Consider the following 22,291-nt stretch of genomic DNA (forward strand, 5'->3'; position numbering starts at 1 on the left):
AAATTTTAAACATTAAATCGCATCGTAACCAATATATCATAAAAGAGGTTAATTATTTAATAATTTAGTTATGGTGCGGAAAATGATAAAAAAATTAGCCGATTTAGTAAATAAATTTAATGCTAACCTTGAAAATTATAAGTCTGAATTTTATAACGAAACTTCATGTAGAATGGAATTTATTGACCCATTGCTTGAAATTTTTGGATGGGACATATCTAACAAAAAAGGACTATCGCCCAATTTTCGTGAAGTGATCCCGGAATACCATTTAAAATCAACAGGTAGGCCTGATTATGCACTTACATATAATGGACAGAAAAAATGTTTTTTAGAAGTTAAAAAACCATTTGTTGATATTTCTGAAAATAAAAATGCTTCTTTTCAGGCTAGAAAATATGGATGGTCTGCAAAACATAAAATAGCGGTCCTAACAAATTTTGAATATCTTATAATATACGATGCTACAGTAATGCCTGATTCAGAAGATAGTTATAATGTTGCAGTATTGAAAAAATATCATTATTCTGAATATTTAGATAAGTTTGATGATATTAACGCGATTTTATCGAGAGATTCCATATATGCTGGTACATTTGATGATTATTGGTCAGAACTAATACAAAATACTGCTGGAATAAAAATACCTGTGGACGAAAAATTCTTAGAAGAAATAAACGAATGGAGATTGGAAATTGCAGAATGTTTGAAAACTGAAAATTTAGATATGTGTCGTTTGAACCAACAAATTCAAAAATTTATAAATAAAATCGTCTTTTTAAGGATGTGTGAAGATAGAAATCTGCCGATACTACAAACACTTGAAAACATAAATGATTCTGCAGACGTTAAAGAAACTCTTATTGAGCTGTTTTTAAACTCAGATATCAAATACGATTCAGGTATTTTTGATGACGTTGATGACGACTTAACTGCTTTTTTGGATAATAATGTAATTTCTTCAATTATTTCAACATTATATTATCCGAATAGTCCTTATGCGTTTGGAGTGATCGAACCTGAGGTATTGGGCCAGATATATGAACTTTTTTTAGAAAAACAGGTGAATATTGAAAATGGTAATGTGGTTTTAGAATATAAAAATAGGTTATTACATAAAGATATAGTGTCAACACCTGCTGATATTGCAAGATATATGGTTAAAAATTCATTAGAGTTACTTTGTAATAATAAAACGCCTGATGAAATCTTAGATTTAAAAATAAGTGATATATCATGTGGTTCTGGTTTATTTTTAATTGAAGTTTATGATTATTTGTTAAATTACTTTACTTCATGGTATATCGAAAATGACCCTTCTTTTTTAGTAAATCGGGGTAATAACGTTCTAGAACTTCCTTATGAATTTAAAAAAGAAATTTTGGAACGTTGCATATATGGAATAGATATCGATAGCCATGCCGTGGAGATTACCAAATTTAATTTATTATTGAAATTACTTGAAAACGAATCTGAACTTACATTGCCTAAAGGAAACAGCTTACTCCCTAAATTAAATAATAATATAATTTCTGGAAATTCTTTAATAGATTTTAGAAAAACGTCTGCAATTGGGCTTTCTCAAATGGATGCTGCTGACTTAAACTCCATATCGAATTCGTATGGAAATTTTGATTTAATAATTGGTAATCCACCGTATCTAAAAAAGGAAGATCTTATAAACACCTCTTCAGAGTTGGAAATGGATATTTACGACAATTATAACTCTGCAGAAAAGCAGTATGATAAATATTTCTTATTCTTAGAGCGAGCTTTAGAATTAGCTAAACAAGGCGGTTATATTTGTTATTTAGTCCCGCCAAAATTTGCAAATATTGTTTCAGGTAAAAAACTTAGAGGATTGCTATCAAAATACGTTTTGGAATTTATAAATTTTGGAGCATTGCAACTTTTTAAAAGTAAAAATAAAATAATTTACAGTTCGATAATCACCTTAAAAAAAGAAATTCAAAATAATGTTAATTATGAAAAAGTAAAAGATTTTGAAAATTGGATTAAAAATGGTAAAAGTACTACAAAGATTGAAAATACTTTATCAAAGGATCCTTGGGATTTATTTGCAGACATTTCTGAAATTATCGATCTTAATCGATGTATTCCATTAGAATCTATTTCTGAAATTCTCAATGGCATTCAAACGAGTGCAGAATCTAGAAAAACATACTGGTTCCCGAATAATAAAAATGTGTTGTTAAATGAAACCGATTCTGTTTTTGAAATAGAACGGGACGGCAAAACATACAATATAGAAAAAGCCATAGTTCGACCTTATTTTAAACCTGAAAGACGTGAAATGGGAATGACTACATATGATCCTTACGTTCCAAATAAGTGGATAATATTCCCTTATGATGAAAATGGTAATTTATATTCTATTTCAGAAATGAAAATAGATTATCTTGGAGCCTGGAACTACTTAAAAGACCAATACTGGTTTTTGGTTCCACGACAAATAAATTCTCGAGGAACTCGAGATGTTCCTCATGCAACACCCCAAACATGGTATCATTACGGCAGATCACAAGGTCTTACAATATTTAATAACGTCGATAAAATAATTGTAGGCGTACTTAGGAATACCAATTTGTTATATTTATATGATAAAACCAATTCACTTATTGCTTCAGGCGGTACTGCTGGATATTGTGCAATATTTAAAAAAGAAGATAGTTCCTATGATTTAGAATATATTCAGGCAATTTTGAATAGTGATATTACCGAAAAATTGGTTAAATCCTTAGGTAGCGAATTTGAGGGAGGATTTGTATCCCGAGGCACCGCAGTACTTAAAAGAATACCTATTATTAAAATAGATTTTGAAAATGAAAATGAAAAAACAATTTACGATAAAATTGTTAAGAAATCCCAAGAGATTCGGGAAATTAACGAACGTATTATTAATAGAAACTATCAAAACTTAGAGTCCCTAGATCGAGCAAAAACTGAGTTGATAAATAATATCAATGAAGAAGTAATTAAGCTATATACTGGTGATTACTAAGAGGTATATTGATGAAATTAAAGTCAGAAAGTACAGAACAGAAGTTAAGGGGCGGATATTACACTCCAAAAGCCCTATCTGATTTCATGATCAGAATATACAAGGACAGACCATTAAATAAAATTTTAGAACCTAGCTGTGGCGATGGAGTTTTTCTTGAAAGTATTTTAGAAATTTTAGATTTATCAAATATCAAAGTTGATGCAGTCGAGTTAGATCCTTTAGAGGCAGAAAAATCTCGTTTAAAAGTTTCAAATAATCCGGAAATAACCGTTTTTAATGAAGATTTTATTTTGTGTTATGATACGATAAAAAAGAAAAAATATGATTTAGTTGTTGGAAATCCCCCATATATCAGATATCAGTACCTCTCCAAAGAACAAAGGGAATTGCAGGCTAAAATTTTAGAATCAAATGGAATGAAACCAAACAAACTCATTAATGCTTGGGTTTGCTTTGTAGTAGAATGTGTACAGCTTTTGAATGATACAGGCTGCATCTCAATGGTATTGCCTGCAGAAATTCTCCAAGTAGCTTATGCAAAAGATTTAAGACAGTATTTATCCAATAGCTTATCAAAAATAACAATAGTAACATTTGAAGAATTAGTATTTGAGGGAATTGAACAGGAAATCGTTGTTTTTATGGGCGAAAAGAATCCCGATATACCCCCTGAAAAATGTGAAGTTTGCGTTACTGAACTAAAAAATCTTGATTCATTGGGCGATTTTGATATTGAAAGCTTAGAATATCAACCCATCAATCATAATACAGGAAAATGGACCAAATATTTTTTATCAAACCATGAAAATTTATTAATTGAAGATATTCAAAAAAATGAAAGATTTAAACCACTTAAAGAATATGGAATAATAAATGTAGGGATTACTACTGGAAATAATGATTATTTTTCAATTAATGCAGAAACTGTTGAAGAATATGATTTAAAAAACGTTTCTTTACCATTGATTGGTAGAAGTTCACAGGTTCATGGCGTTTATTTTACTAAAGAAGACTGGGATAAGAATATTAAAAAAGGAGCTAAGGCATTTTTAATATCATTCCCAGAAATACCTTTTGAAAAATATCCTGAAAAACATCAGTCATATATTACAAAAGGAGAGGAAGAAGAGGCAAATAAAGGCTACAAATGTAGAATTAGGAATCAGTGGTATGTAGTACCTTCAATATGGGTTCCTGATGCATTTTTCCTCAGAAGGAACTACGGGGTTCCAAAATTTGTTTTAAATAATATTGATGCAGTCAGCACTGATACAATGCATAGAATTAAATTTAATGAAGAAGTAAATCGTGAAAAAATGCTATTATCTTACTATAACAGCATTACATTTGCATTTACTGAAATAAAAGGTAGAAGTTATGGGGGAGGAGTATTGGAGATCCTTCCAGGTGAAGTTGGTGAAGTTATATTGCCAAACCTTCAAGATATGGCAATGAGTGACGTAAGATCACTAATAGATAAAATAGATTGTCATATAAGAAATAATAAAAATATAGAATCACTGCTGGATGAACTGGATGAAAAAATCTTAGTTAATCATTTAGGCATTGAAAAAGATGTTGTTTTATCATTCAGAACCGTCTGGAAGAAATTAATGAAACGTAGGCACGGTAGAAGCCTTGCAAAATAATAAAAAATAAGTTATAATTGATTTTCAACTATTTTTTTATAGTCTTTTTCTCCAATCTGCGCCATTGCCCTTCTTAAAGAACCTGACCATTGCTTTTTATTTTTGATAAATTCCATTTTAGGTACCAATTCCTTGAAAAGAATGGGTTCGTCAAATATTTTAACTTCTTTTAAGTTAATTCTTAAAGGATACGTTTCTAAAGGATTTTTAGGATGAGATTCAAAGATTTTTCTATTATTTTCATTAACTTCTGAAACTGCCTCATAAACTGCACGAATGTATTGAGGTTTTGCTTCACTGATCTTGGTTTTTGGTTTTCCCATTTCATAAATTACCAAATAATCCCCAATATTTACTTTTGAAATAGCATTTTCGTAATTTTTAGAAACTCCCCAAATTTTCTTTTCTTTTATTACATTCCAGTTTTCCTCGGTTGTAATACATAAAAAATAGTTCATTAAACCACCTGAAAATTAACAAAACTTTTAACAGTACAATTTTGTAAATTTTGGTTAATAATAATTATGTTTTAAAATGTGTTTTTGATTAATTATCATAAAATAGAAATTCTAAAAACAGAATAATTATTAACTGAAGAATTGATATCCCCAACTAAATCTTCAGACTGTATCTTCAGATCGTAAGTAATATATACTGAAGTTACTAACTATTAATTACAGGTAAAACCAGATGGGCAGTGTACCTTGAGGATCACGCCTTCAGTCCCATCTGGTACTGGAAAACTGTTTTAATTTATTCAAAAACGTTAGACCCTTTTTTATTAATTGTTAACATGTCAAAATATTCTGAGTCATTTCGTTCGTATTTCCTAAATACTGACCATGCGAGTAAATCTGCAAATTGTAAACCAGAATATGAATGAGAATTACTATGTTCTATTTTTAAAGAATTAAATGTCGAATTTTCACGCAATTTTGATTCAAAATATTGATTAAAATCATCCCTTAAAACCTGTTTACCTTTCGATTTGTCAATCCTTACTTCAAGATTGTTGCAGTTTACAGAAACATTTTTAGCGAGTTCTCCTGCGATAAAATTGTATTTTTTGTGATTATCGCCATTTAAAAATTCACTATAACATTTGTGTAATTCTAATACTGTATAATATAAACCGGAATTTGGCACTTCGTTTAATTTTTTTAACATGTATTTTTTAAGTTCAGGGCTTGAATTATATGCTTTTATTTCATTTACTCCACTTAATTCTTTTTTAAACTTATTTCTACGCATATTTTTTATAATTCTATTAAGATTCTCAGGATCTCGAACAACGAGAGCCGATAAAACCATGTAATTTGAACCTTTTAATCCCAAATCCCCGCTTTCGTCAATATACATGTAATACACTAAAATCAACCTGATAATTATTTTATTTAATATATAATTTCCATTGATAAATCTTTTTTGTTTAAAGAAACAAAACTTTAATCATTTAATTAACTTAAAAAAGTTAAAAAAGACATTTTTACTCTTTTTTCACGTTATTTTAAAGCTTCAGCATATTCTTTAGACTTTTCAATGATTTCAGTACATAATTTTTTAAATCTAAGCTCTTTTGAGATTTTATCATCTAAATTAATTCCCAAAGAATCTAAATCATCAAAATTTACCCCAGAATAATCAGGATAACCTGCATGTTTAATTAAATATTGTAAAATCCTTTCTGGGTCTTGTCGTGCCCAGTCACCTAATTTCTCAATTTTAAACTTATTTTTGATTTCAGTTATTATGTCATCAAAATATTTTTCTTCTACATCCAAAATATCGTTGCAGAATAAATTAAACGGAATTAGTGATAACAGATCATTTATTGGCATTTTATCATTTAATTCGGAAAATAATTCAGAAATTGACTGTTTTTCAACTAAATCATTATTTTTATTTAGATAATTTATTAATTCTATAAATTTATGTGCATCAGGATCTTTTTCAACAGTGTTATCCTCAGGAAATATTGTTAGAACCCCTTTTGAAAAATCCAATGGAATTATACTAATGCCTGTTTCAGAACCCAAATTTAATTCTTTTTTGATATGTTCTAAAATATCTTCTGGAGACCAGCCCAAATCCCATTTTATGACATGCATTGATGGATCGATCCCCTTTAAATTTTCATTTTGTATATTCTTAGAATTCTTCCCTGCTGCTGAGATACGTACCAATTTATCAGTAAATCCTTTTTTAAATATGTTCATTGTATTAGATTTTGACTTTACTAGTACCAAAAAAGAATTTGAAACTTTTCCCGAATTTGATATCTTTTCATCAATTCTATCAAAAATGCTTTTATCTATCCCATATTTGGAAAGTCTGCCCTCAACAATTAGTTCACGTAATTTTGAATGTAAATTTTTCGTAGATTCATGTTCTGATAATGAAACCTGAATTAATCTATACATTGGAAAATATTTTTCAATAAATTCAGCTAATAATTTGGAATAAGCCTCACCAGAAATATTCTGAGTCATTATTATGTCAGAACCGTCTTTGTTTAGTAAAATATTAGTTTTTTCGTAGATTAATTTAAAATATACTCTCAAAAAAATGTCTACCCGGGTATCTATATCTAATTCGTTAGTAGTATAATCTAATAATCCCAATCGTGAAGAATATTCCATCAATCCCGAATCAGATACCGTTCCACCAAGATCTCTTTTTTTACATAAGTAACATAATATTATGCTGTTCCTGAGATTGGCTTTGAGGTTGTTATTTTTCAAAAAATACTCTAAAATATCCGTTTCAGACTTCTTTTTGGGATCTTTGGGAAGACTTTTATTTAATAGTATATTTTTACCAAAATAAGATTCAAAACTAGATAAAACTTCCAAATATTCTTTTTTAATTTCTAAATGTTTTTTATTTAATTCTTGACAGTCCATAAACTCTTCCAATGCCATATCATAAGTTTCAGGGGTTATTGAATTGGTTTTCCAGTCGAGATTATTTTTTAAATTATGGTATATATTCAAAAAAGTTTCAGTTTTCCCTAAATTTTTAGCATTTATTATTCCTAAAGATTCTGAAAGCTGGAGAACTTTCGATCTACTATGTTCATCAGACTCATTTTCTGATTTTTTACAATAATAACATAGTTTTAAACTATCTAACTCTTGTTTATTTTTTATTCCGTTATTTCGCAGGAGTGTATCTAAAATAGCATATTCTTCTTTTCGTTCAAAAGTACCAAAATTAATTAGTTTTAACTTAATACTTTTTTTAAAATAGCCATTAAATTTATTTAAAACATCTATCCAGTCATCTTTTATCGATTTTAAATTAGTATATTTATCAAATTTCTGTTTACTTGCAGTTAATACTGAAATCATTATAGAAAGGGAGTAAATTAGATATTCTTTTGAAATATTCTGCAAAGCCACATAATTAAAAAAAATCATGACAAGAGAAACAACTAATGAAGAAAAAATCCAATGTTCAAAAACAATGTTTAATCGTTTATAAAATCCAGGAATATACAAAATCAGCGTGATGAATGGAAATATAAGTAAAAAAGTGCTATATAAAAGATTTTGTTTTATCTGATTAATTATTGTTAAAATTAAAGTAAAATCCATGAAACCGCCCCTGGTTATCTCCCACATTTAAATTCAAATCCATACCCTTTTATTTTAATTTTAATAATATAATTATATTACGATTTGAAGGTTAAATTTTCTAAATTAGGTTATTTTATTGGGGGAATTAATTATGGGTTTTGAAATTAAAGAATATTCTCGAAAAGAAATATTGGAAGAAAGGATTCAAGACTTAAAAAATAAAAAGAAAAAACAAGATAAGGATAACAAAAAATATACTGCAATGACTATATTCTCTTTTGTTTTGGCCGCAATAGGTACAATATTTAGTTGCATAATGTGTCCAAACTGGTGGAAAATATATCCAGAATTGGCAGTTATCCCCCTTTGTTTTTTCTTATATCCCGCGTTATTTTTAACATTGCGTATAATACGTCCTGATCCAAATATTGAATCGGAATTAAGGCAAACCCAAGATGAATATGATCTTGTAGTTAATTCAGAATATAGTTTGGAAGAAAAAGCAGAAAAACAGTTTAAATTGCACCAATATATTCTAGATAGATATTATGATCAGTCATTAACCCAAGGGAAAAAGATATTTTCTGTTGGTATTTCTTGTATTATTGTGGGATTTCTAATAATGATTGGAATTATACTATTTGCAGTTTTCTTGCCTGAAAACCAAAATAAATACTTAATTGGAAGTCTTGGGGGATTAAGTAGTATTTTATCAGGCTATATCGGAACCATATATATGAAAATGTATTCAGAAACAATAAAATCATTGAATGAATTCCACAATCGGCTTGTTTATACACATAATTTACATTTTAGTAATTTTTTCGCTTCAAAAATAGAAAATAAAGAATTAAGGGAAAAAACAATAGCTGATATCGCATTGAAAATTGCAAATGAAAGAAATGGGGTTAAAAATTAAATAAATTAAAGGTCCATATTGGGCCTTAAGAATCGATTATGTAATACATTAAATAAACCATCTGTAATTGGGATTTTCCACTCTTGGATCCAATTATTACTTTTTCAAAGTATCTTTTAAGTCTAATTTTGCGCCCAACATGTTTCTACGCTTAGCTTCTTTTATAGCTACGTCTTGTTCTAATTCACTACCTGATTTATGCCCATTAGCATCTAAATATTCTTTACATTGTGTCAATACATTTTCAAACATGCTGTTTTCTAAAAGTTCACCAAATCTTTTTTGATATTCAATTAATCCATTCATGAATCGTTTTCCCTTTTCAGTTAAATTATATCTATTTTCTAATCTTTTAATTTCTTTTTCAATTTCAATAATGTCCAAAGTTTCCCAGTTCACAATATCTTTGGAGATTCCTTCATCAGTAGGCCCGTGATAATTTCTTACAAAATCAAAACTATCTTCAATGTCATAGCCCTTTTCAACGAGTTCTTCAGCCATTAAATAACATAATTTATGGTATTTTTTATTTCCATTAATGGTACCGAGGTGGTAAATACAAAAAAGCCTTAAAAAATCGGGGGCGAGTTCATTACTCATTTTCTACCACCAATTTCATCTGAAATCGAATGTTTATGTTTTCCATTTTCAATTTATTTGTATATTCATTATCTGCAGTTAGCAGAATAATTTGCATATCATCTTTTTCAATTTTTTCTTTTAATATCTCTATGAGAGTTTCTTTATGGTTTACTTCATCCATTTCATCATTATAAACTCCTTCTGCAGGATCTTCCATTATAATGTACCCAATATTTGAAACATTGTATATTTTATCCAAATCCGAAAATGCACATGCCAATGAAAAATCTAAACATCTTTTTTGGGCATTTCCCCTCCTTTCGTCGAAAATGCTCAAATATTTAACGTCATTGTGCAGAGTATCTTCAAATAAAAAATCCCCTTTTCGATAAACAATATTTTGACTTTTTATTCCCATTAATTTACCGTAATAATGGTTTAACTTTTCTAAAAATACCGATATGGATTCTTTTTCTAACTCGGAATATAATTTTGTATTTTCTTTTTCAATTTGTGTTTTGCTTTCATCTAGTTTTTTAATTTCTTTTTCAATACTTTCAAGCATATCCGTTTTATTTTTGATTTCGTTTGTAATTTTAGTTAATTCCTGTTTTCTATCCTCTAATTCTTTTATTTTTTCGTTTATTTCCAGTTTAAGCTCTTCACTTTGGTATGAATCATATTTTTTACAATAATCTAATGCATAAGGGTTATCTATAAGTTCTAAGTTTTTTTCTCCTTTTTCAATACTTTCAAGCATGGCTTTTTTATCATCAATTTCTTTCGTAATTTTTTCAATTTCTTTTTCAAATTCCGGGACCTTTTCGTCTGAAGAATCTATTCTGTTCGCAATTATATCATATAACGATTTATCGTAATTTTCTGAACCGCAGTATGGACATTTTTTAGTTTTATAATAATTGCTTATTTTTCCTAAATTTGCATTATCTCCACATACTGGACATACTAGTGATGATAGTGTCTGTTTGACTAAATCTAAAATCTGTTGTTTATAAAAACTCTTTAATTTACCTAATTCACCAAGTTTTTGGCGTTTTTTGCTTTCTAAAGATTTAATATTTGAACTAAGCTCTTTAGCTTGTTCAAAAACTTCGTTTTTTTGTTTTTTAAATTCGAAATACTTTTCCATCGAACCATTTTCATAGGATTCTACTAAATTTTTAAGTTTTCCAATATATTTTTCAGAATCTCGGTTTTGTGTTTTCAGCATTGCTATTTCTTTTTTTATCCTGTTTTGGTCAATTTCTAAATGGCCTTTATCATCTTCAATTTTTCGTAAAACCTTCTTATTTTCATCTATCGTATAATTTTTTTGATATAATCCAGTATAGTAACTTAAAAGTTCCATAAACCGTGATTTATTGAGTTTTCTGAGTGAATCATTTGGGCTTTGGTAAACTATTTTTCCACGAGGTTCTAATGATTCTTTGTTGATGTTAAACAATTCTTTTATTTTTGCATCAATCTTATCAATTCCACGGATGGTTTCTGTTTCGTTAGCACTGTCTTTTAGAGATTTTACTGTTAAAAAATGTTCATCGCCAACTTTTCGTTTAATGCTGAGTTCATAGTCTGAATTTTTTAGTTCGATATAAGTATCGGCTAAATTATGATTTTTAATTCTGGATCCACCGGTTCCAAACACGGCATAACCTAAAGCATCGATTGTTGTGGATTTTCCACTTGAATTTCCCCCATATATCATTAAATTATCGAACTCTTTTTCGATTCTAGCCCCACCATAACTTAATTCAGAATATTTTTCAATATTAAATGTAGTTATTTTGAATTTATCCATCATTCCACCTTAAACATTGGTACGTGTTCAATAGTATACGATTTTTTCATATCGTTATGATTTTTAAATAATAAACAAAACATGGCTAAACAGTAGCCTGCTGAAAAAAATAACGTTAAATAATCCTTTGATTCAATTATAAAAAATACGAAAATAAATACGGACGTTGTAAAAGCCATTAATGAATCGCAAAAATTTGGCCATTTTTCAGTGCTGACTTTTTTGTCCACCTTTTCGTCAATGAAATTTTGGGTGGTTCCGTCTAACTTTTTATAGTATGTATTAATCGGATCTTTGTCATCCCAGCCTTTACTTTGATAATAGTCTTTTCTAACTTTTACTAATCTGAATGCATCTAATCTATACAACCAATCTGTAGCAATCTGTTTTCTTGATTTTATCAACATATTGTAAAGAATTGCATAGCCTACGAGTACACCCACAAAACTTAGTGAATTTTCTAATGCGTGAGTAGTATCCGCTAGATTTAAAACATAAATCGACAGTAAAACTGCCGAAAAAAATGAAAAAATACCCAAATATTTTGTAAGATTTATATTCATACTCCCCATCTCGAATACTCATTATTAAAATGGGTATTAGTTTATAATTACCCCAATAAAAACCTTTATTATTAATGTCTGAAAATAAAAACAAATTTACATAAAAAAAATGGTAAAAATTTAAAAAAGTTTTTAAATGTACACTGAAATAGCTAAATATCATAACTTAGTGGGGGGTAATTATGATAAGAAATACACTTGAAAATACTATGGAATCGACTTTTAGTATAGATTTACCCAATGAACAGGCTGCAGGAATGCCGACTCCAACAGGAACCGGTTTTTTTATATCTCCGGATGGATGGTTTGCTACTGCTGCACATGTTGTAATGGGCAAAGATAAAAAACCTAGAGACGATATAAATAAAGCCTTTTTGACAAAAGAACGAAGTGCAACGGGTCATGGGGCCATGTGTCAGTACGTAACATTAGAGCATATACTACCTAAATTTGATATTGCATTATTAAAAGTTGATTTCGAAAAAAATTCAAACAAACAATGGCTTAGTGGAAAGACAGAGTTTCCATTCATAAAAGTTTCAACAAAATCTCTAAAAATGGGTGAACCAGTTTATTCATTTGGTTATCCATTATCAAGTTTTGGTATAATTAAACCTGGCCGGGTGGGATTTACAAAATTAAGTCCAAGAGTTACTTCTGCAATAATTTCCTCAAATTTAGAATCAACAAACATGGTTATGAGTAGCCGTGATCCAAAAAATTATGTATTAGATAAAGCATTAAATTATGGAAATAGTGGTGGACCAATTATTTCAACAGAAACAGGTCATGTGCATGCTATCTGTTCTAAATTTCAGCCAGTAATTATTCCACAGCCCCATATTAATGATAATCAAGGTAAACCTACAGCAATAATGATTCCTAGTCTTTATGGGGTAGTATCTAGTTTTAATAATGGGGAAGTTATCGATCTGTTAAAGTCGTTAAATGTTCCAATTGAGGAATAATTTTTCAAATGTTCCAATTTTACATTTTTTATCCCAAATATAATTTTTATTTGAGTTTCAGTTTTCACAGAAAATAGAACAATTTAAAAAAACCTTTATTTACCTTTTTTAAAGTTAATCTCTAAGCCGTCGGCTTTATCTATGTTGATAACCTGCCCAACGTCGCCATTAATCTCATTATGAAATTTAACGTCATTTATCTCTTCTTCAAGTTCTTCATCCCATTTATAAACTTTTACGGCTTTTTTCCCAATTTTGGTGAGCATAAAATATGATTTACCAATGCTTTCACCAAGGGGCTCTTTTCGTTTTTCCAGAAGTTTTTCTTTAACTAAGTTATTTAACAATGTGCTTAAATTTCCACTATCTATGCCCAGTTCAGTCTGAATCTCAGATAGGTACATTTCTCCACGTTCATTTAATAATTCCAACACATTACGAACATGTTTTTTTGTTAAAATCGTAAGAACCATCTTTTCACTAAATCTTCCTTTATATATAATATACATCTTTGGTATAATAAATATCAAAGTAAATTTTAACATAGTTGTAAAATATTACATAACTTTAAATAACGGTACATACCAAAGTATTATTTGTAAAAAATTACAATAGTGTAAAATTCAAGAGGTGAAGAATGATCTTAAAAAATTTACAACCCTACACTGTGATAGAAGTAGAATCTACAACTATCGGTGAATTCTTAGAACGATTAACAGACGGAAAAGAAGCCGTAGAAACTCTAAAAGAAAGTGGATTTGAAGAGTTTTTAGAATCCAAATACTACATTGACGGAAGAACGATGGTAATATGTGAAAATGATGGGGAAGCTGCAAAACTTGCAGATTTGGCCAACAAAACCATTTTTGCAGAAGATCCGAATTTTTATGCAAGAATAAGGTCTGCAAGATATGAAATTTTTGAAATTCCAACAGAAATGTTCAACAATGCAAGGCTGACCTGTGAAAGCTGTGGTTCTGATTTGCTTGTCTCAAAACCGCGGAAAACGTACGTATGCGAAAAATGCGGCAAAGTTCATCCTTTAACGAAGAAACCAAAGAATTTAGAATAGTTACGAAAAAACTGTAAAAATCCTTAAAATCAAATTTTAAAGAAAATGGAGCTGATAAAAATGGATCCAAAAGATTTCCAGATAATATGTAAAAAATGCGGTTCTACAAACGTTAGAGTAGACGTAATTTACAGGGCTGCAAGCACCACGGTAGGGATAGAATGCAGAGACTGCACAAATGAAGAAACGGAAGATGAGCGGTAAACTCATGAACAATTCAGAAGCTAAAAAAACAAAAGAAAATTTCGAAAATGAACTTGAAAACCTATTTAATGGTTCAAAACAGGTTGAAAATTTTGTAAAAGTCTCAAAATCCAATGAAAATTCAGAAAATAAACCAGATCAAAAATAAAATTTAAAAAAGGTGGTCATTATCGAAAATTCAGAAAAAAACATACTTGTCTGCTACGATGCAGTCATAAAAAAGCAGGGCGGCGGCGGTAGAGTCTGGCCAAATCCATTCCCTGAACATGTTGGAAAGCGCGCAAGAGTCATTATCTACGATGAAGATTGTCAAACCGAGCCTGAAAGAATTGCAATTCAGATTCAAAATCAGTTGAAGGCAAAAGCAGTCGATTAAAAAGCTAAAAAAAAGTAAAACACAAATGAAGGTGATTTTATGCGCAGTGAAGAATTTAATGGGCCAAATGGAACGAAAAAACCGTGCCAGGAGTTTGTTGCTCAGCCCCTTTTTCAGTATTTTATTTACATGTTAACTTGTACTGCATAGGATTTAAACCCGCACATTCGACAATACGTGTAAAATTTAAGAGGGGTAGAAAACATGAGATTTCACTACATTATTCAAAAAGACAAAGTACCGGAAAGCTACGGAATAGCAACCGGTAAAAAAGAATTAAACAGAATTACTGAACTTGTAAAAGATGAAAACTGCACTTTAAAAGTATTAAACCGCCCTGATTTTTTGAAAATCAAGAGAAAAATCGACAGTAAAACAGTCGGAAAACGAACAAGATTATTCAAAACTTCGAGATTTGATTACTTGTTGGCTTGATGGGTGAAAAAGCGTGAACTGGGAGCAGTTTTTAGCGTTTCAAAAACACTGCAATTATTCTTACGAACTAAAAGATGACGGAAAAACGCCTGCCGAACATGTCGACACCACGTGGTGCAGTATAACTGAAAAAGCATGCGATCCGGAAAACTGCCCGTTAAACAGCAGGTGGGACCGCAGCAGAGAGATGTGATAAATATGGATTCTTATTCTTACTGGAAATATGGCGTTTTAAACCTTCAAATCGAAGTAAATCCAAAAGGACGGCTTGTAAATCAGGAGGGGCTTAGAGAAGTGCTCGATGAATTAAAAGCAGTCGTCGAAGAAAACGAAAATAAAATATTCAGGTGAAAAAGATGCCGGAAATGAAAGAAGGGGATTTTTTAAAAAGCGACATGGGAGTGCTCTATTTAATCCTTAGAAAATTCAGGAACGGGGATTTTATCGCACTAAATGACGTTGATTTAAAACCTGAAAGATTTTCTTCTGTTGATGTTAGAAACTACGAAATAATCACGAAAATGGAAAATCAGCATTTAAAACTTCTTAAACAGGTAATCGGGATGAAAGCATGATTGACATAACAAATGTGGAAAACTTCGGGTTAGAGGATTCAAAAATAACAGGCATTGTTATTCAAGAGTTTAAAGTAAAAGGAAAAGATTTTGACAGCATGAAAGCTGAATTAAAAGAAATTTTCGAAAAATATGGACTGAGATAAGGTGGAACAATGAAACAACACTTTACATTGATAAAAGAAATGGATGCAAGAACTCTCAGGTATTACTTTCATAAACTCGAAAATATTGAGAATATCGACCCAGAACAGCTTGCAGAAGTTGTCAAAGCACCAAAACAGCATAAAAGACCGTTAAGCCTTTCAAAAGAAGAAGAAAAAATAATCGAAAAATTCGGAAGAGCAACAAACCTGCTCGTAAATTACATAATAATGACAGAAAGCACGGCGTGAATTAGATGGACATCGAGAGACTTGTAATTATCAAACCAAAGCGTGAAGAGGTTAAAGAAACTCCACAAATTAGGGAATGGGCCGACCGTTTCAAAGAAGAGCGAGAATTTGACGGAATTAAAAAAACAACGTTGAAAAATGACATCACGAGGTTAAGGGTATTTTTATCGTTTGTTTTCATTGAAATCGAAAAAACTCCCGAAATTATGAATAACGGCGACTTTGTCAAGTTCTTTAATTACCTTGAAAAAGAGCGAAAACTTCAAAGAAATACTCTTGATAAGTATTTTAAACTGTTAAAAGTGTTTTACCGACTTATGCGGCTTAAAAACTTCTCACAGTTCGAAGAAGAAAGTAGGGAAAGAAAAAGATATTCAAAATTTGAAATAAAGCATTATGATTCCATAAATGCTGAATTGATAAATCAGGTGCTTCAAAAAATTATCAAAAGCAGCAGTAGAACGAAATTAAGAGATGCAGTACACATCCGATTTTTATGGGACACTGGAGCAAGGCTTTCAGAATCTTTAAACATCACGTATGGTGACTGCGACTTTAACGAAGGACTCTTCAAGCTTAAAGATACCAAGGGAAGTGAAGAAAGAATAGTAACCTGTTCAGGCGACACTCTCGAAGCTTTAAAGCACTACTGCCGGTTCAACGTAAAGCAAGGTCCCGAAGACACGATTTTTCAAACGAATAAAGGTGGGAGAATCGTAAAAGTCGGCTGGATAGGTCAGGTATTCAAGAGCGCAATCGATGAATTAAAAGAAGAAGGCAAAATCCCAAAAAACAAGCGTATCGTAGTCCACAGTTTAAGGCATGGAAGAGCAGTAGACTTGCTGGACCAGGGAATCCCGATTGAAATTGTAAAAGAATATCTCGGCCATAAATCAATTGAAACGACGTTATTTTATGCACATTCCAAAGAAAGGCAGCAGAAAATGATTAAAGACATTAAGAAAATGCTGTGAGTTTAATTAATGTTATAAAAGGGGAAAAATGGATCGATTAGAGGCAAAAGAAAAAAGTATGCAGGCGCTGACAGAAAATACTGTTAGAAAGTTTTTCGAGCAGATTTTCTCAAAAAATAACGAGACTCCCGCATATCTTGAGTTAAGGGCATTTAATACCAATAAAAAGCCAGTTTCAAAGTTTTATAAATATCCCGAACAGCTTGATTTGTTTTTAGATGAATCAAGAGCAGTAAATAAAAAACTCTGTGTATACTTTGGAATAGGCCTTAAAAAAGAGGAGAAAGGAACTAAAGAAGCTACTTATGACAGCCTCTCGATAATCCCGTTAGATATTGATATTTTAAAAGACTGCCTCGATTATAAAGATAAAACGAAATATCCAGAAACCCCTGATGAAAGAGATTTAAACCAGCTTTCAGATTCAGAAGCATTTTCAATCGTTAAAAGATATTTTAACAGCATCTATTTACCTGTAGAACCTTCATGGGTATTTTATACAGGACACGGCGTACAGGTTTACTATGTTTTAAATGAAACCATCACCGAAGAACAGTTAAAAGAATTTAAAAAAGTAATAGAATTTGATAATGTTAATAAAGGTTTTATAAACGCTGATTCAAACATCTACGACCTTGCAAGAGTTTTAAGAATTCCTGGTTCAAATAATAAAAAATTCCAGGAAAAGCAGGGCAGGATTTTATCACACAAAAACAATGTTTATTCTTTTGATCATGTGTTAAATGAATTTAAAAGCCACGTTCAATTTAGGAACCAGGTAAAATCAGAAATTATTGAAGAAACAAGTTTTAAAGCAAATGAAAGTATAAACTGGGATTATGTGCCCCCGTGTGTTAAAAAAGCACTTGAATTAAGGAAAACAGGTTCTGCAAATCGAGAAATCCAGTTATTCTTAAGGGCATTTTTCATGAGGTACTTTAACCAGGATAGCGGAAATGATACGAAAAAAACTCTTGAAATCTTTAAAAACTATTCTGATAATTTTAATGAAGAGTTAACATTAAAAAGTCTCGAAGAATGGCTTAAAACAAGACGGGCGCCATTAAACTGTGTAAATTCCCCTGGAGAATTAAAAGAATCATGTAAAAACTGTAATATTGTAAATATCAAGCGAGGAAACCCTTTAAAATCATATTTTATCGCAAAAAGGGAAAAAGAAGAATTAAGTGCTGACCAGCTCGAAGAACAGCTCGAAGAAAAACAGGTTTTAATTAAGCGGGTTGGTGGAGCAGGTATTATAAACAAAACTTGGGAAAAAGAGCTCGCAAACTCCACGATGATAATGAGCAAAAATATCGGTTCTTTCTCAAAACCTCATATAAACCATGTTCAGTACTTCAACTTAGATAATTTCGAGTATAATAAAGAATTAGTGGTAAATAAAAAAGTAATTGATATTTTAGATGAAGAGCACGCATTTTTAGACTTCGTAAACACTGTAAAGACGAAAAATGTTACTTGGGAAGATTTTGCAGAAGATTACTACTTAACGTACCAGTATATTGTTAAAAAATACGATAAAAACCATGAAATAAAGCGATCAAAAGCATACGGATTTTTTGGAGAAAATCGGTCAATTCTTGGAGACGGCTGGGAACTCGATTCAAAATACGCATGTCATGGAAAAGCAAAGAAATTAATGGAATTATTTGATTTGAAATATAAAATGGGCGATATTGAAGATATACTGTATCATTTGAAAAATTACTTGCAGGATGACCTTGGAAAATGGATTTTAGAATATTCTATGGCATCATTATTTAGATATTACTTGATGGACACCAAAAAGTTAGACATGTTCCCAAATCTTGTAATTACGGGACAGCTTGGAACGGGAAAAAGTGCAAGAATAAAACTGCTTTTTGCAAAGATGTTTTTAAATTTAGATATTTTAAACAGTAAAAAGGTCGCAGGAGGAACAGGAATAAGATTGGAGAATGAACAGTACTGCAATTTGCCATTAATCATTGATGAAGCAGAAATTCCTGAACAGATGTATGATATCTTAAAAATTTTAGGGACCTCCAAAAGAACTGAAGATTCAAGATACAACATAAGCACGAGAATTGAAAATTCGCTGATAAGGCCATTAATGGTTTCAGCAAACAGTATAAGAATAGAAGACCCGGCCCTCGTCGACCGTTGTGTTATCGTTGACGTTGATGACATGCCGCTTGTAAATACTGAAGACGAACACCGCTATTTAATAGATAAAATCAACAAACTTGGAGCTTTCATCTATCGAAATATTGATAAATTCTATGAACAGTTAAAAACGCTTCAATTCAAAGCTTCCAGAAAGCATGCAAAAGAAAGCGTATTTTACATTGGAAGAGAACTTTTAAAGTTCTTATTTGAAAGCTTTGGAATGAACTACAATTCAAGCTGTGAAAATCCTGTTGAAAGCTACACGCACACCAGCACGCTTGGAAAAAGAATCAGGAAAACAATTGTCGATGACATTAAACGAGTTATTGTTACCGAAGAAGGTGTGCAGTACAATATTTACGATGCAGTGAACAATTCCGTTCCGGGAGACGCATATGACAAGCTCATGAACAAACTTTCAGCAATCGGAGTCTTCATAAAAGAAGATCGAAAAGAAGGATTTATTAAATTACTTCTTACAAACGAGAGTAAAGACCATTTAAACATCGATAAGCTTGGAATATACAGTTTAAGGAAGTTAAAAAATGAAGAAGAATTTGACTACAAGGAATACAAGATCGACGGAAAGACTAAAAAAGCTTTATCGATGAATTTAATGCCTATCGAAAAAGATCGCGAAATAGATCTCGTTAGAGAAAACCCAAGAGAGCTTGACAGCGATGAAAGAATAATTTTAGAACTCATAAAAGATGAAGTCGAGGAAAAGAAATCAAATGTGGTTTCAAAGGCTGCGGTGATTTCAAGGGCAATGTTTAAGAATTATCAAGAAGGGGCTGTTGAAGACAAAATTAAAGTAATGGTTGATAAAGGAATTTTGACTGCATTTAAAGACCAAACGCTGATGATTGCGTAAATTAACCGTATAGCGTGAGCTATCTAAATATTACTAATTTTTAAAGATTTTCAAGACTTTTTTAAGGAATATTTCTTATTTTTCAAAGTTTTTTAGATTTTCAAGTTTGAGCTGTAACTTCTGCAGCAGGTCCTTACTTTCAACACTATTTTTCGGGCCACACATGTAAAGTTTAATTTAATAAATATGGATATTTTTCAAAATTTGATTTGACAAAATAATATTTTTAATTTTGGTTACCATTTTTTTCTCAAAAGTTACCATGTTTGGTAACCAAATGGTAACTTTTTGGTAACCTTTTTTGAGAGTATACGGAAGTTATTTTTTAAAAATATTGGCTAATTGTGCTTTTTGATTTTGCGGTTACCAGGTTACCACAATTTTTGTGATTATTGATGGAAAAAAAGTTGAAGATGAAATTTATGAAAGAAAACTTTATTTGAAATTTAATCAAATGTTAAATGTTTATAAAATTACATCTGAAAGTTTTTAAATAACAAAAATTAAAGGGTAATTACACAATAAAATGGGGTTTAAGTATGTCCCGAAATAAATGTGCAGGCGATTTTGATTACGATGGATTTTTAGATGTCATTTACCATAGGGCCAACCCAGAATTAGAATATGGTATAACTCTCGATTTTGGCAATGTTTTAATTGATCTATCAAAGGACCAAAATATTAAGAGGATTGAAATAATTAATGCTTCAAAAATTCTCGGTGTATCCACATACGACTTAAAACATATTATTTGTATAATGGGCAGTCTTAATATTGGTAATAATAAAATCAAATTAACCTTAAAAGTTAAATTTTTAAAAAGAAATAGAAATACAACTGTTTCATTTGAATCAGACATTTTAAATGATTATGGACTTTCTGAAACCACAATAAATGTTTCAGCAGGACCTGCTTTAGCTTAAACGTCTTTATTTTTTTAAAATCTTTTTTTATAGTTTTGTCGAGTTTATTTTGATTCAATCATGTTATTTATTTCTAACACTATATTAATATACTATTAAGTTAATATTAACATATAGCTTTGAACCAGATGTAAAACAAAACTCAAAATCTAAAACTCTCAAAATCTAAAACTCTCAAAATCTAAAACTCTCAAAATCTAAAACTCTCAAAATCTAAAACTCTCAAAATCTAAAACTCTCAAAATCTAAGCTGAAAACATGGTAAAAGCAATTATAAACATAAGCGACAATTCAAATCAGATCTTAAACATTGTAAAAGCGAAATACGCGTTAAAAGATAAAAGCGAAGCTATCGAAAAAGTAATTGAAGAATACAGTCAAGAAATGTTAGAACCAAATTTAAGACCCGAATTTGTCGAAAAAGTAAATAAAATTATGGAGAAGAAAACTGTCAAAGTCGGCAGTATTCAAAACCTGAAGAACAGATATGCTAACGAATAATACGACGTGATTTAATGTATTTGGCGGAAATTACCGAAGATTTAGATGATATACTGTTTAAATTGGCCAAAAAGGACCCTAAAAAATTAGATATTATATTAAATAAGATGGAAGAAATTTTAGAAAATCCAAATCGCCATAAAAACTTGAAAAAACCGCTCAATAATTTAAAACGAGTTCATATCGATAAAAACTATGTCCTTGTTTTTACAGTTAATAAAAATACGGAAACGGTTATTTTTGTTTACGACCATCACGATAAAATATACTGTAAAAATTATGAATACTAAATTTTTTTACTTTTTCAAAAAACCCTTCATCGAAAATTTTATATTTTTGTTACGTCTATTTCGATGGAATATCCCTTAATAACGAATAACTTTGATAATTTTTAAAAATAGTCTAAAAAAAGTTAAAAGAGATATTGAACAATTCAACAACCCCCAGAAATGAACTGTTCGGCGGTGTATGGAACCGTTTTAACGACTTATGAAACTCCCCATTTCCCAAGATTTTCCCCTCTTGGGCAAATATAATTTTTGAAAATAGCATTACTTAAACATTTAGAGTAATCAAAACCAATACATCGGGTTAAAAATGGAAAAAAGAACTTTCCACGAAAAAACCCTTTCGAAAATTTAATATTTTAGCCGCCTTAAATTAAATTTAATTATATTTATAGAGGGGAAT

The 22,291-nt window shown here is 30.3% G+C and carries 26 protein-coding genes; 19 read left to right on the plus strand and 7 right to left on the minus strand.

Annotated elements, in window-relative coordinates; genetic code table 11:
* The first annotated feature begins 82 nt into the window (after positions 1–82).
* Both ACS5L2_RS01900 and ACS5L2_RS01905 read left to right on the plus strand, forming a co-directional pair.
* A complete protein-coding gene (locus ACS5L2_RS01900; RefSeq protein WP_459202074.1) occupies positions 83–3,022 on the plus strand; it encodes an Eco57I restriction-modification methylase domain-containing protein in 2,940 nt (979 codons plus the stop codon).
* 11 nt (positions 3,023–3,033) lie between these two features.
* Entirely contained in the window at positions 3,034–4,674 is a 1,641-nt protein-coding gene (locus ACS5L2_RS01905) for an Eco57I restriction-modification methylase domain-containing protein (protein WP_459202075.1), read from the plus strand.
* An 11-nt stretch (positions 4,675–4,685) separates the two neighbouring features.
* Here ACS5L2_RS01905 and ACS5L2_RS01910 read toward each other — a convergent pair whose 3' ends face one another.
* The 3 genes from ACS5L2_RS01910 to ACS5L2_RS01920 all read right to left on the minus strand — a co-directional run bounded on the left by ACS5L2_RS01910 (position 4,686) and on the right by ACS5L2_RS01920 (position 8,270).
* Entirely contained in the window at positions 4,686–5,132 is a 447-nt protein-coding gene (locus tag ACS5L2_RS01910) for an EVE domain-containing protein (RefSeq protein WP_459202076.1), read from the minus strand.
* A 295-nt stretch (positions 5,133–5,427) separates the two neighbouring features.
* A complete protein-coding gene (locus ACS5L2_RS01915; RefSeq protein WP_459202077.1) occupies positions 5,428–6,033 on the minus strand; it encodes a DUF3800 domain-containing protein in 606 nt (201 codons plus the stop codon).
* 143 nt (positions 6,034–6,176) lie between these two features.
* Positions 6,177–8,270, minus strand: coding sequence for a hypothetical protein (locus tag ACS5L2_RS01920; RefSeq protein WP_459202078.1), 2,094 nt, complete (start codon positions 8,268–8,270; stop codon positions 6,177–6,179).
* A gap of 133 nt (positions 8,271–8,403) precedes the next feature.
* On the opposite strand from ACS5L2_RS01920, the gene ACS5L2_RS01925 reads away from it, so the two are divergent.
* Complete coding sequence (locus ACS5L2_RS01925) at positions 8,404–9,171, plus strand: TRADD-N-associated membrane domain-containing protein (protein WP_459202079.1); 768 nt, start codon at positions 8,404–8,406, stop codon at positions 9,169–9,171.
* A gap of 96 nt (positions 9,172–9,267) precedes the next feature.
* Here the strand turns inward: ACS5L2_RS01925 and ACS5L2_RS01930 are convergent, their stop codons facing one another.
* The 3 genes from ACS5L2_RS01930 to ACS5L2_RS01940 are packed head-to-tail and all read right to left on the minus strand — an operon-like array spanning position 9,268 to position 12,135.
* Entirely contained in the window at positions 9,268–9,771 is a 504-nt protein-coding gene (locus ACS5L2_RS01930; protein WP_459202080.1) for a hypothetical protein, read from the minus strand.
* Positions 9,764–11,572, minus strand: coding sequence for an AAA family ATPase (locus tag ACS5L2_RS01935; protein WP_459202081.1), 1,809 nt, complete (start codon positions 11,570–11,572; stop codon positions 9,764–9,766). Before ACS5L2_RS01935 ends, ACS5L2_RS01930 begins: the two co-directional genes overlap by 8 nt.
* The gene (locus tag ACS5L2_RS01940; protein WP_459202082.1) at positions 11,572–12,135 is read right to left on the minus strand and encodes a hypothetical protein; all 564 of its coding nucleotides are present in this window, start codon (positions 12,133–12,135) and stop codon (positions 11,572–11,574) included. The genes ACS5L2_RS01935 and ACS5L2_RS01940 overlap by 1 nt, the downstream gene beginning before the upstream one ends.
* 182 nt (positions 12,136–12,317) lie before the next feature.
* On the opposite strand from ACS5L2_RS01940, the gene ACS5L2_RS01945 reads away from it, so the two are divergent.
* Entirely contained in the window at positions 12,318–13,103 is a 786-nt protein-coding gene (locus tag ACS5L2_RS01945; RefSeq protein WP_459202083.1) for a S1 family peptidase, read from the plus strand.
* Between the two features lie 95 nt (positions 13,104–13,198).
* Here the strand turns inward: ACS5L2_RS01945 and ACS5L2_RS01950 are convergent, their stop codons facing one another.
* Positions 13,199–13,576: a MarR family transcriptional regulator gene (locus ACS5L2_RS01950; protein WP_459202084.1), complete on the minus strand. Its 378-nt coding sequence runs from the start codon at positions 13,574–13,576 to the stop codon at positions 13,199–13,201.
* 164 nt (positions 13,577–13,740) lie between these two features.
* Here ACS5L2_RS01950 and ACS5L2_RS01955 point away from each other — a divergent pair, with 164 nt between their 5' ends.
* The 15 genes from ACS5L2_RS01955 to ACS5L2_RS02025 all read left to right on the plus strand — a co-directional run bounded on the left by ACS5L2_RS01955 (position 13,741) and on the right by ACS5L2_RS02025 (position 21,891).
* On the plus strand, positions 13,741–14,175 hold the full coding sequence (locus ACS5L2_RS01955) for a hypothetical protein (RefSeq protein WP_459202085.1): 435 nt from the start codon (positions 13,741–13,743) through the stop codon (positions 14,173–14,175).
* Between the two features lie 60 nt (positions 14,176–14,235).
* Entirely contained in the window at positions 14,236–14,379 is a 144-nt protein-coding gene (locus ACS5L2_RS01960; protein ID WP_459202086.1) for a hypothetical protein, read from the plus strand.
* Between the two features lie 4 nt (positions 14,380–14,383).
* Positions 14,384–14,527 (plus strand): hypothetical protein, encoded by a 144-nt coding sequence (locus ACS5L2_RS01965; RefSeq protein WP_459202087.1) that lies wholly within the window; start codon positions 14,384–14,386, stop codon positions 14,525–14,527.
* Between the two features lie 12 nt (positions 14,528–14,539).
* Positions 14,540–14,755 (plus strand): DUF2080 family transposase-associated protein, encoded by a 216-nt coding sequence (locus tag ACS5L2_RS01970; RefSeq protein WP_459202088.1) that lies wholly within the window; start codon positions 14,540–14,542, stop codon positions 14,753–14,755.
* Positions 14,756–14,959: 204 nt separating this feature from the next.
* Positions 14,960–15,190 carry a hypothetical protein gene (locus tag ACS5L2_RS01975; RefSeq protein WP_459202089.1) on the plus strand — a complete coding sequence of 77 codons (231 nt, stop codon included), beginning with the start codon at positions 14,960–14,962 and terminating at the stop codon, positions 15,188–15,190.
* A 13-nt stretch (positions 15,191–15,203) separates the two neighbouring features.
* Positions 15,204–15,383 (plus strand): hypothetical protein, encoded by a 180-nt coding sequence (locus tag ACS5L2_RS01980; RefSeq protein WP_459202090.1) that lies wholly within the window; start codon positions 15,204–15,206, stop codon positions 15,381–15,383.
* 5 nt (positions 15,384–15,388) lie between these two features.
* Positions 15,389–15,541, plus strand: a complete 153-nt coding sequence (locus ACS5L2_RS01985) for a hypothetical protein (protein ID WP_459202091.1) — start codon at positions 15,389–15,391, stop codon at positions 15,539–15,541.
* A 5-nt stretch (positions 15,542–15,546) separates the two neighbouring features.
* Positions 15,547–15,765 (plus strand): hypothetical protein, encoded by a 219-nt coding sequence (locus ACS5L2_RS01990; protein WP_459202092.1) that lies wholly within the window; start codon positions 15,547–15,549, stop codon positions 15,763–15,765.
* Positions 15,762–15,911 (plus strand): hypothetical protein, encoded by a 150-nt coding sequence (locus ACS5L2_RS01995; RefSeq protein ID WP_459202093.1) that lies wholly within the window; start codon positions 15,762–15,764, stop codon positions 15,909–15,911. The genes ACS5L2_RS01990 and ACS5L2_RS01995 overlap by 4 nt, the downstream gene beginning before the upstream one ends.
* 9 nt (positions 15,912–15,920) lie before the next feature.
* Positions 15,921–16,160, plus strand: a complete 240-nt coding sequence (locus tag ACS5L2_RS02000; RefSeq protein WP_459202094.1) for a DUF2540 domain-containing protein — start codon at positions 15,921–15,923, stop codon at positions 16,158–16,160.
* 5 nt (positions 16,161–16,165) lie between these two features.
* Positions 16,166–17,134: a tyrosine-type recombinase/integrase gene (locus ACS5L2_RS02005; RefSeq protein WP_459202095.1), complete on the plus strand. Its 969-nt coding sequence runs from the start codon at positions 16,166–16,168 to the stop codon at positions 17,132–17,134.
* A gap of 28 nt (positions 17,135–17,162) precedes the next feature.
* Positions 17,163–20,177 (plus strand): hypothetical protein, encoded by a 3,015-nt coding sequence (locus ACS5L2_RS02010; RefSeq protein WP_459202096.1) that lies wholly within the window; start codon positions 17,163–17,165, stop codon positions 20,175–20,177.
* 539 nt (positions 20,178–20,716) lie between these two features.
* Positions 20,717–21,100, plus strand: coding sequence for a hypothetical protein (locus ACS5L2_RS02015; RefSeq protein WP_459202097.1), 384 nt, complete (start codon positions 20,717–20,719; stop codon positions 21,098–21,100).
* 258 nt (positions 21,101–21,358) lie between these two features.
* Positions 21,359–21,601, plus strand: coding sequence for a DUF2683 family protein (locus ACS5L2_RS02020; RefSeq protein WP_459202098.1), 243 nt, complete (start codon positions 21,359–21,361; stop codon positions 21,599–21,601).
* A gap of 14 nt (positions 21,602–21,615) precedes the next feature.
* Entirely contained in the window at positions 21,616–21,891 is a 276-nt protein-coding gene (locus ACS5L2_RS02025) for a type II toxin-antitoxin system RelE/ParE family toxin (protein WP_459202099.1), read from the plus strand.
* Positions 21,892–22,291: the final 400 nt, after the last annotated feature.

This window comes from Methanococcus mangrovi, assembly GCF_054506835.1.

Bases quoted from the DNA above. Each gene is read 5' to 3' on its own strand.
- ACS5L2_RS01900 (WP_459202074.1), top strand. From the start codon at position 83: ATGATAAAAAAATTAGCCGATTTAGTAAATAAATTTAATGCTAACCTT.
- ACS5L2_RS01905 (WP_459202075.1), top strand. From the start codon at position 3,034: ATGAAATTAAAGTCAGAAAGTACAGAACAGAAGTTAAGGGGCGGATAT.
- ACS5L2_RS01910 (WP_459202076.1), bottom strand. From the start codon at position 5,132: ATGAACTATTTTTTATGTATTACAACCGAGGAAAACTGGAATGTAATA.
- ACS5L2_RS01915 (WP_459202077.1), bottom strand. From the start codon at position 6,033: ATGTATATTGACGAAAGCGGGGATTTGGGATTAAAAGGTTCAAATTAC.
- ACS5L2_RS01920 (WP_459202078.1), bottom strand. From the start codon at position 8,270: ATGGATTTTACTTTAATTTTAACAATAATTAATCAGATAAAACAAAAT.
- ACS5L2_RS01925 (WP_459202079.1), top strand. From the start codon at position 8,404: ATGGGTTTTGAAATTAAAGAATATTCTCGAAAAGAAATATTGGAAGAA.
- ACS5L2_RS01930 (WP_459202080.1), bottom strand. From the start codon at position 9,771: ATGAGTAATGAACTCGCCCCCGATTTTTTAAGGCTTTTTTGTATTTAC.
- ACS5L2_RS01935 (WP_459202081.1), bottom strand. From the start codon at position 11,572: ATGGATAAATTCAAAATAACTACATTTAATATTGAAAAATATTCTGAA.
- ACS5L2_RS01940 (WP_459202082.1), bottom strand. From the start codon at position 12,135: ATGAATATAAATCTTACAAAATATTTGGGTATTTTTTCATTTTTTTCG.
- ACS5L2_RS01945 (WP_459202083.1), top strand. From the start codon at position 12,318: ATGATAAGAAATACACTTGAAAATACTATGGAATCGACTTTTAGTATA.
- ACS5L2_RS01950 (WP_459202084.1), bottom strand. From the start codon at position 13,576: ATGGTTCTTACGATTTTAACAAAAAAACATGTTCGTAATGTGTTGGAA.
- ACS5L2_RS01955 (WP_459202085.1), top strand. From the start codon at position 13,741: ATGATCTTAAAAAATTTACAACCCTACACTGTGATAGAAGTAGAATCT.
- ACS5L2_RS01960 (WP_459202086.1), top strand. From the start codon at position 14,236: ATGGATCCAAAAGATTTCCAGATAATATGTAAAAAATGCGGTTCTACA.
- ACS5L2_RS01965 (WP_459202087.1), top strand. From the start codon at position 14,384: ATGAACAATTCAGAAGCTAAAAAAACAAAAGAAAATTTCGAAAATGAA.
- ACS5L2_RS01975 (WP_459202089.1), top strand. From the start codon at position 14,960: ATGAGATTTCACTACATTATTCAAAAAGACAAAGTACCGGAAAGCTAC.
- ACS5L2_RS01985 (WP_459202091.1), top strand. From the start codon at position 15,389: ATGGATTCTTATTCTTACTGGAAATATGGCGTTTTAAACCTTCAAATC.
- ACS5L2_RS01990 (WP_459202092.1), top strand. From the start codon at position 15,547: ATGCCGGAAATGAAAGAAGGGGATTTTTTAAAAAGCGACATGGGAGTG.
- ACS5L2_RS01995 (WP_459202093.1), top strand. From the start codon at position 15,762: ATGATTGACATAACAAATGTGGAAAACTTCGGGTTAGAGGATTCAAAA.
- ACS5L2_RS02000 (WP_459202094.1), top strand. From the start codon at position 15,921: ATGAAACAACACTTTACATTGATAAAAGAAATGGATGCAAGAACTCTC.
- ACS5L2_RS02005 (WP_459202095.1), top strand. From the start codon at position 16,166: ATGGACATCGAGAGACTTGTAATTATCAAACCAAAGCGTGAAGAGGTT.
- ACS5L2_RS02010 (WP_459202096.1), top strand. From the start codon at position 17,163: ATGGATCGATTAGAGGCAAAAGAAAAAAGTATGCAGGCGCTGACAGAA.
- ACS5L2_RS02015 (WP_459202097.1), top strand. From the start codon at position 20,717: ATGTCCCGAAATAAATGTGCAGGCGATTTTGATTACGATGGATTTTTA.
- ACS5L2_RS02020 (WP_459202098.1), top strand. From the start codon at position 21,359: ATGGTAAAAGCAATTATAAACATAAGCGACAATTCAAATCAGATCTTA.
- ACS5L2_RS02025 (WP_459202099.1), top strand. From the start codon at position 21,616: ATGTATTTGGCGGAAATTACCGAAGATTTAGATGATATACTGTTTAAA.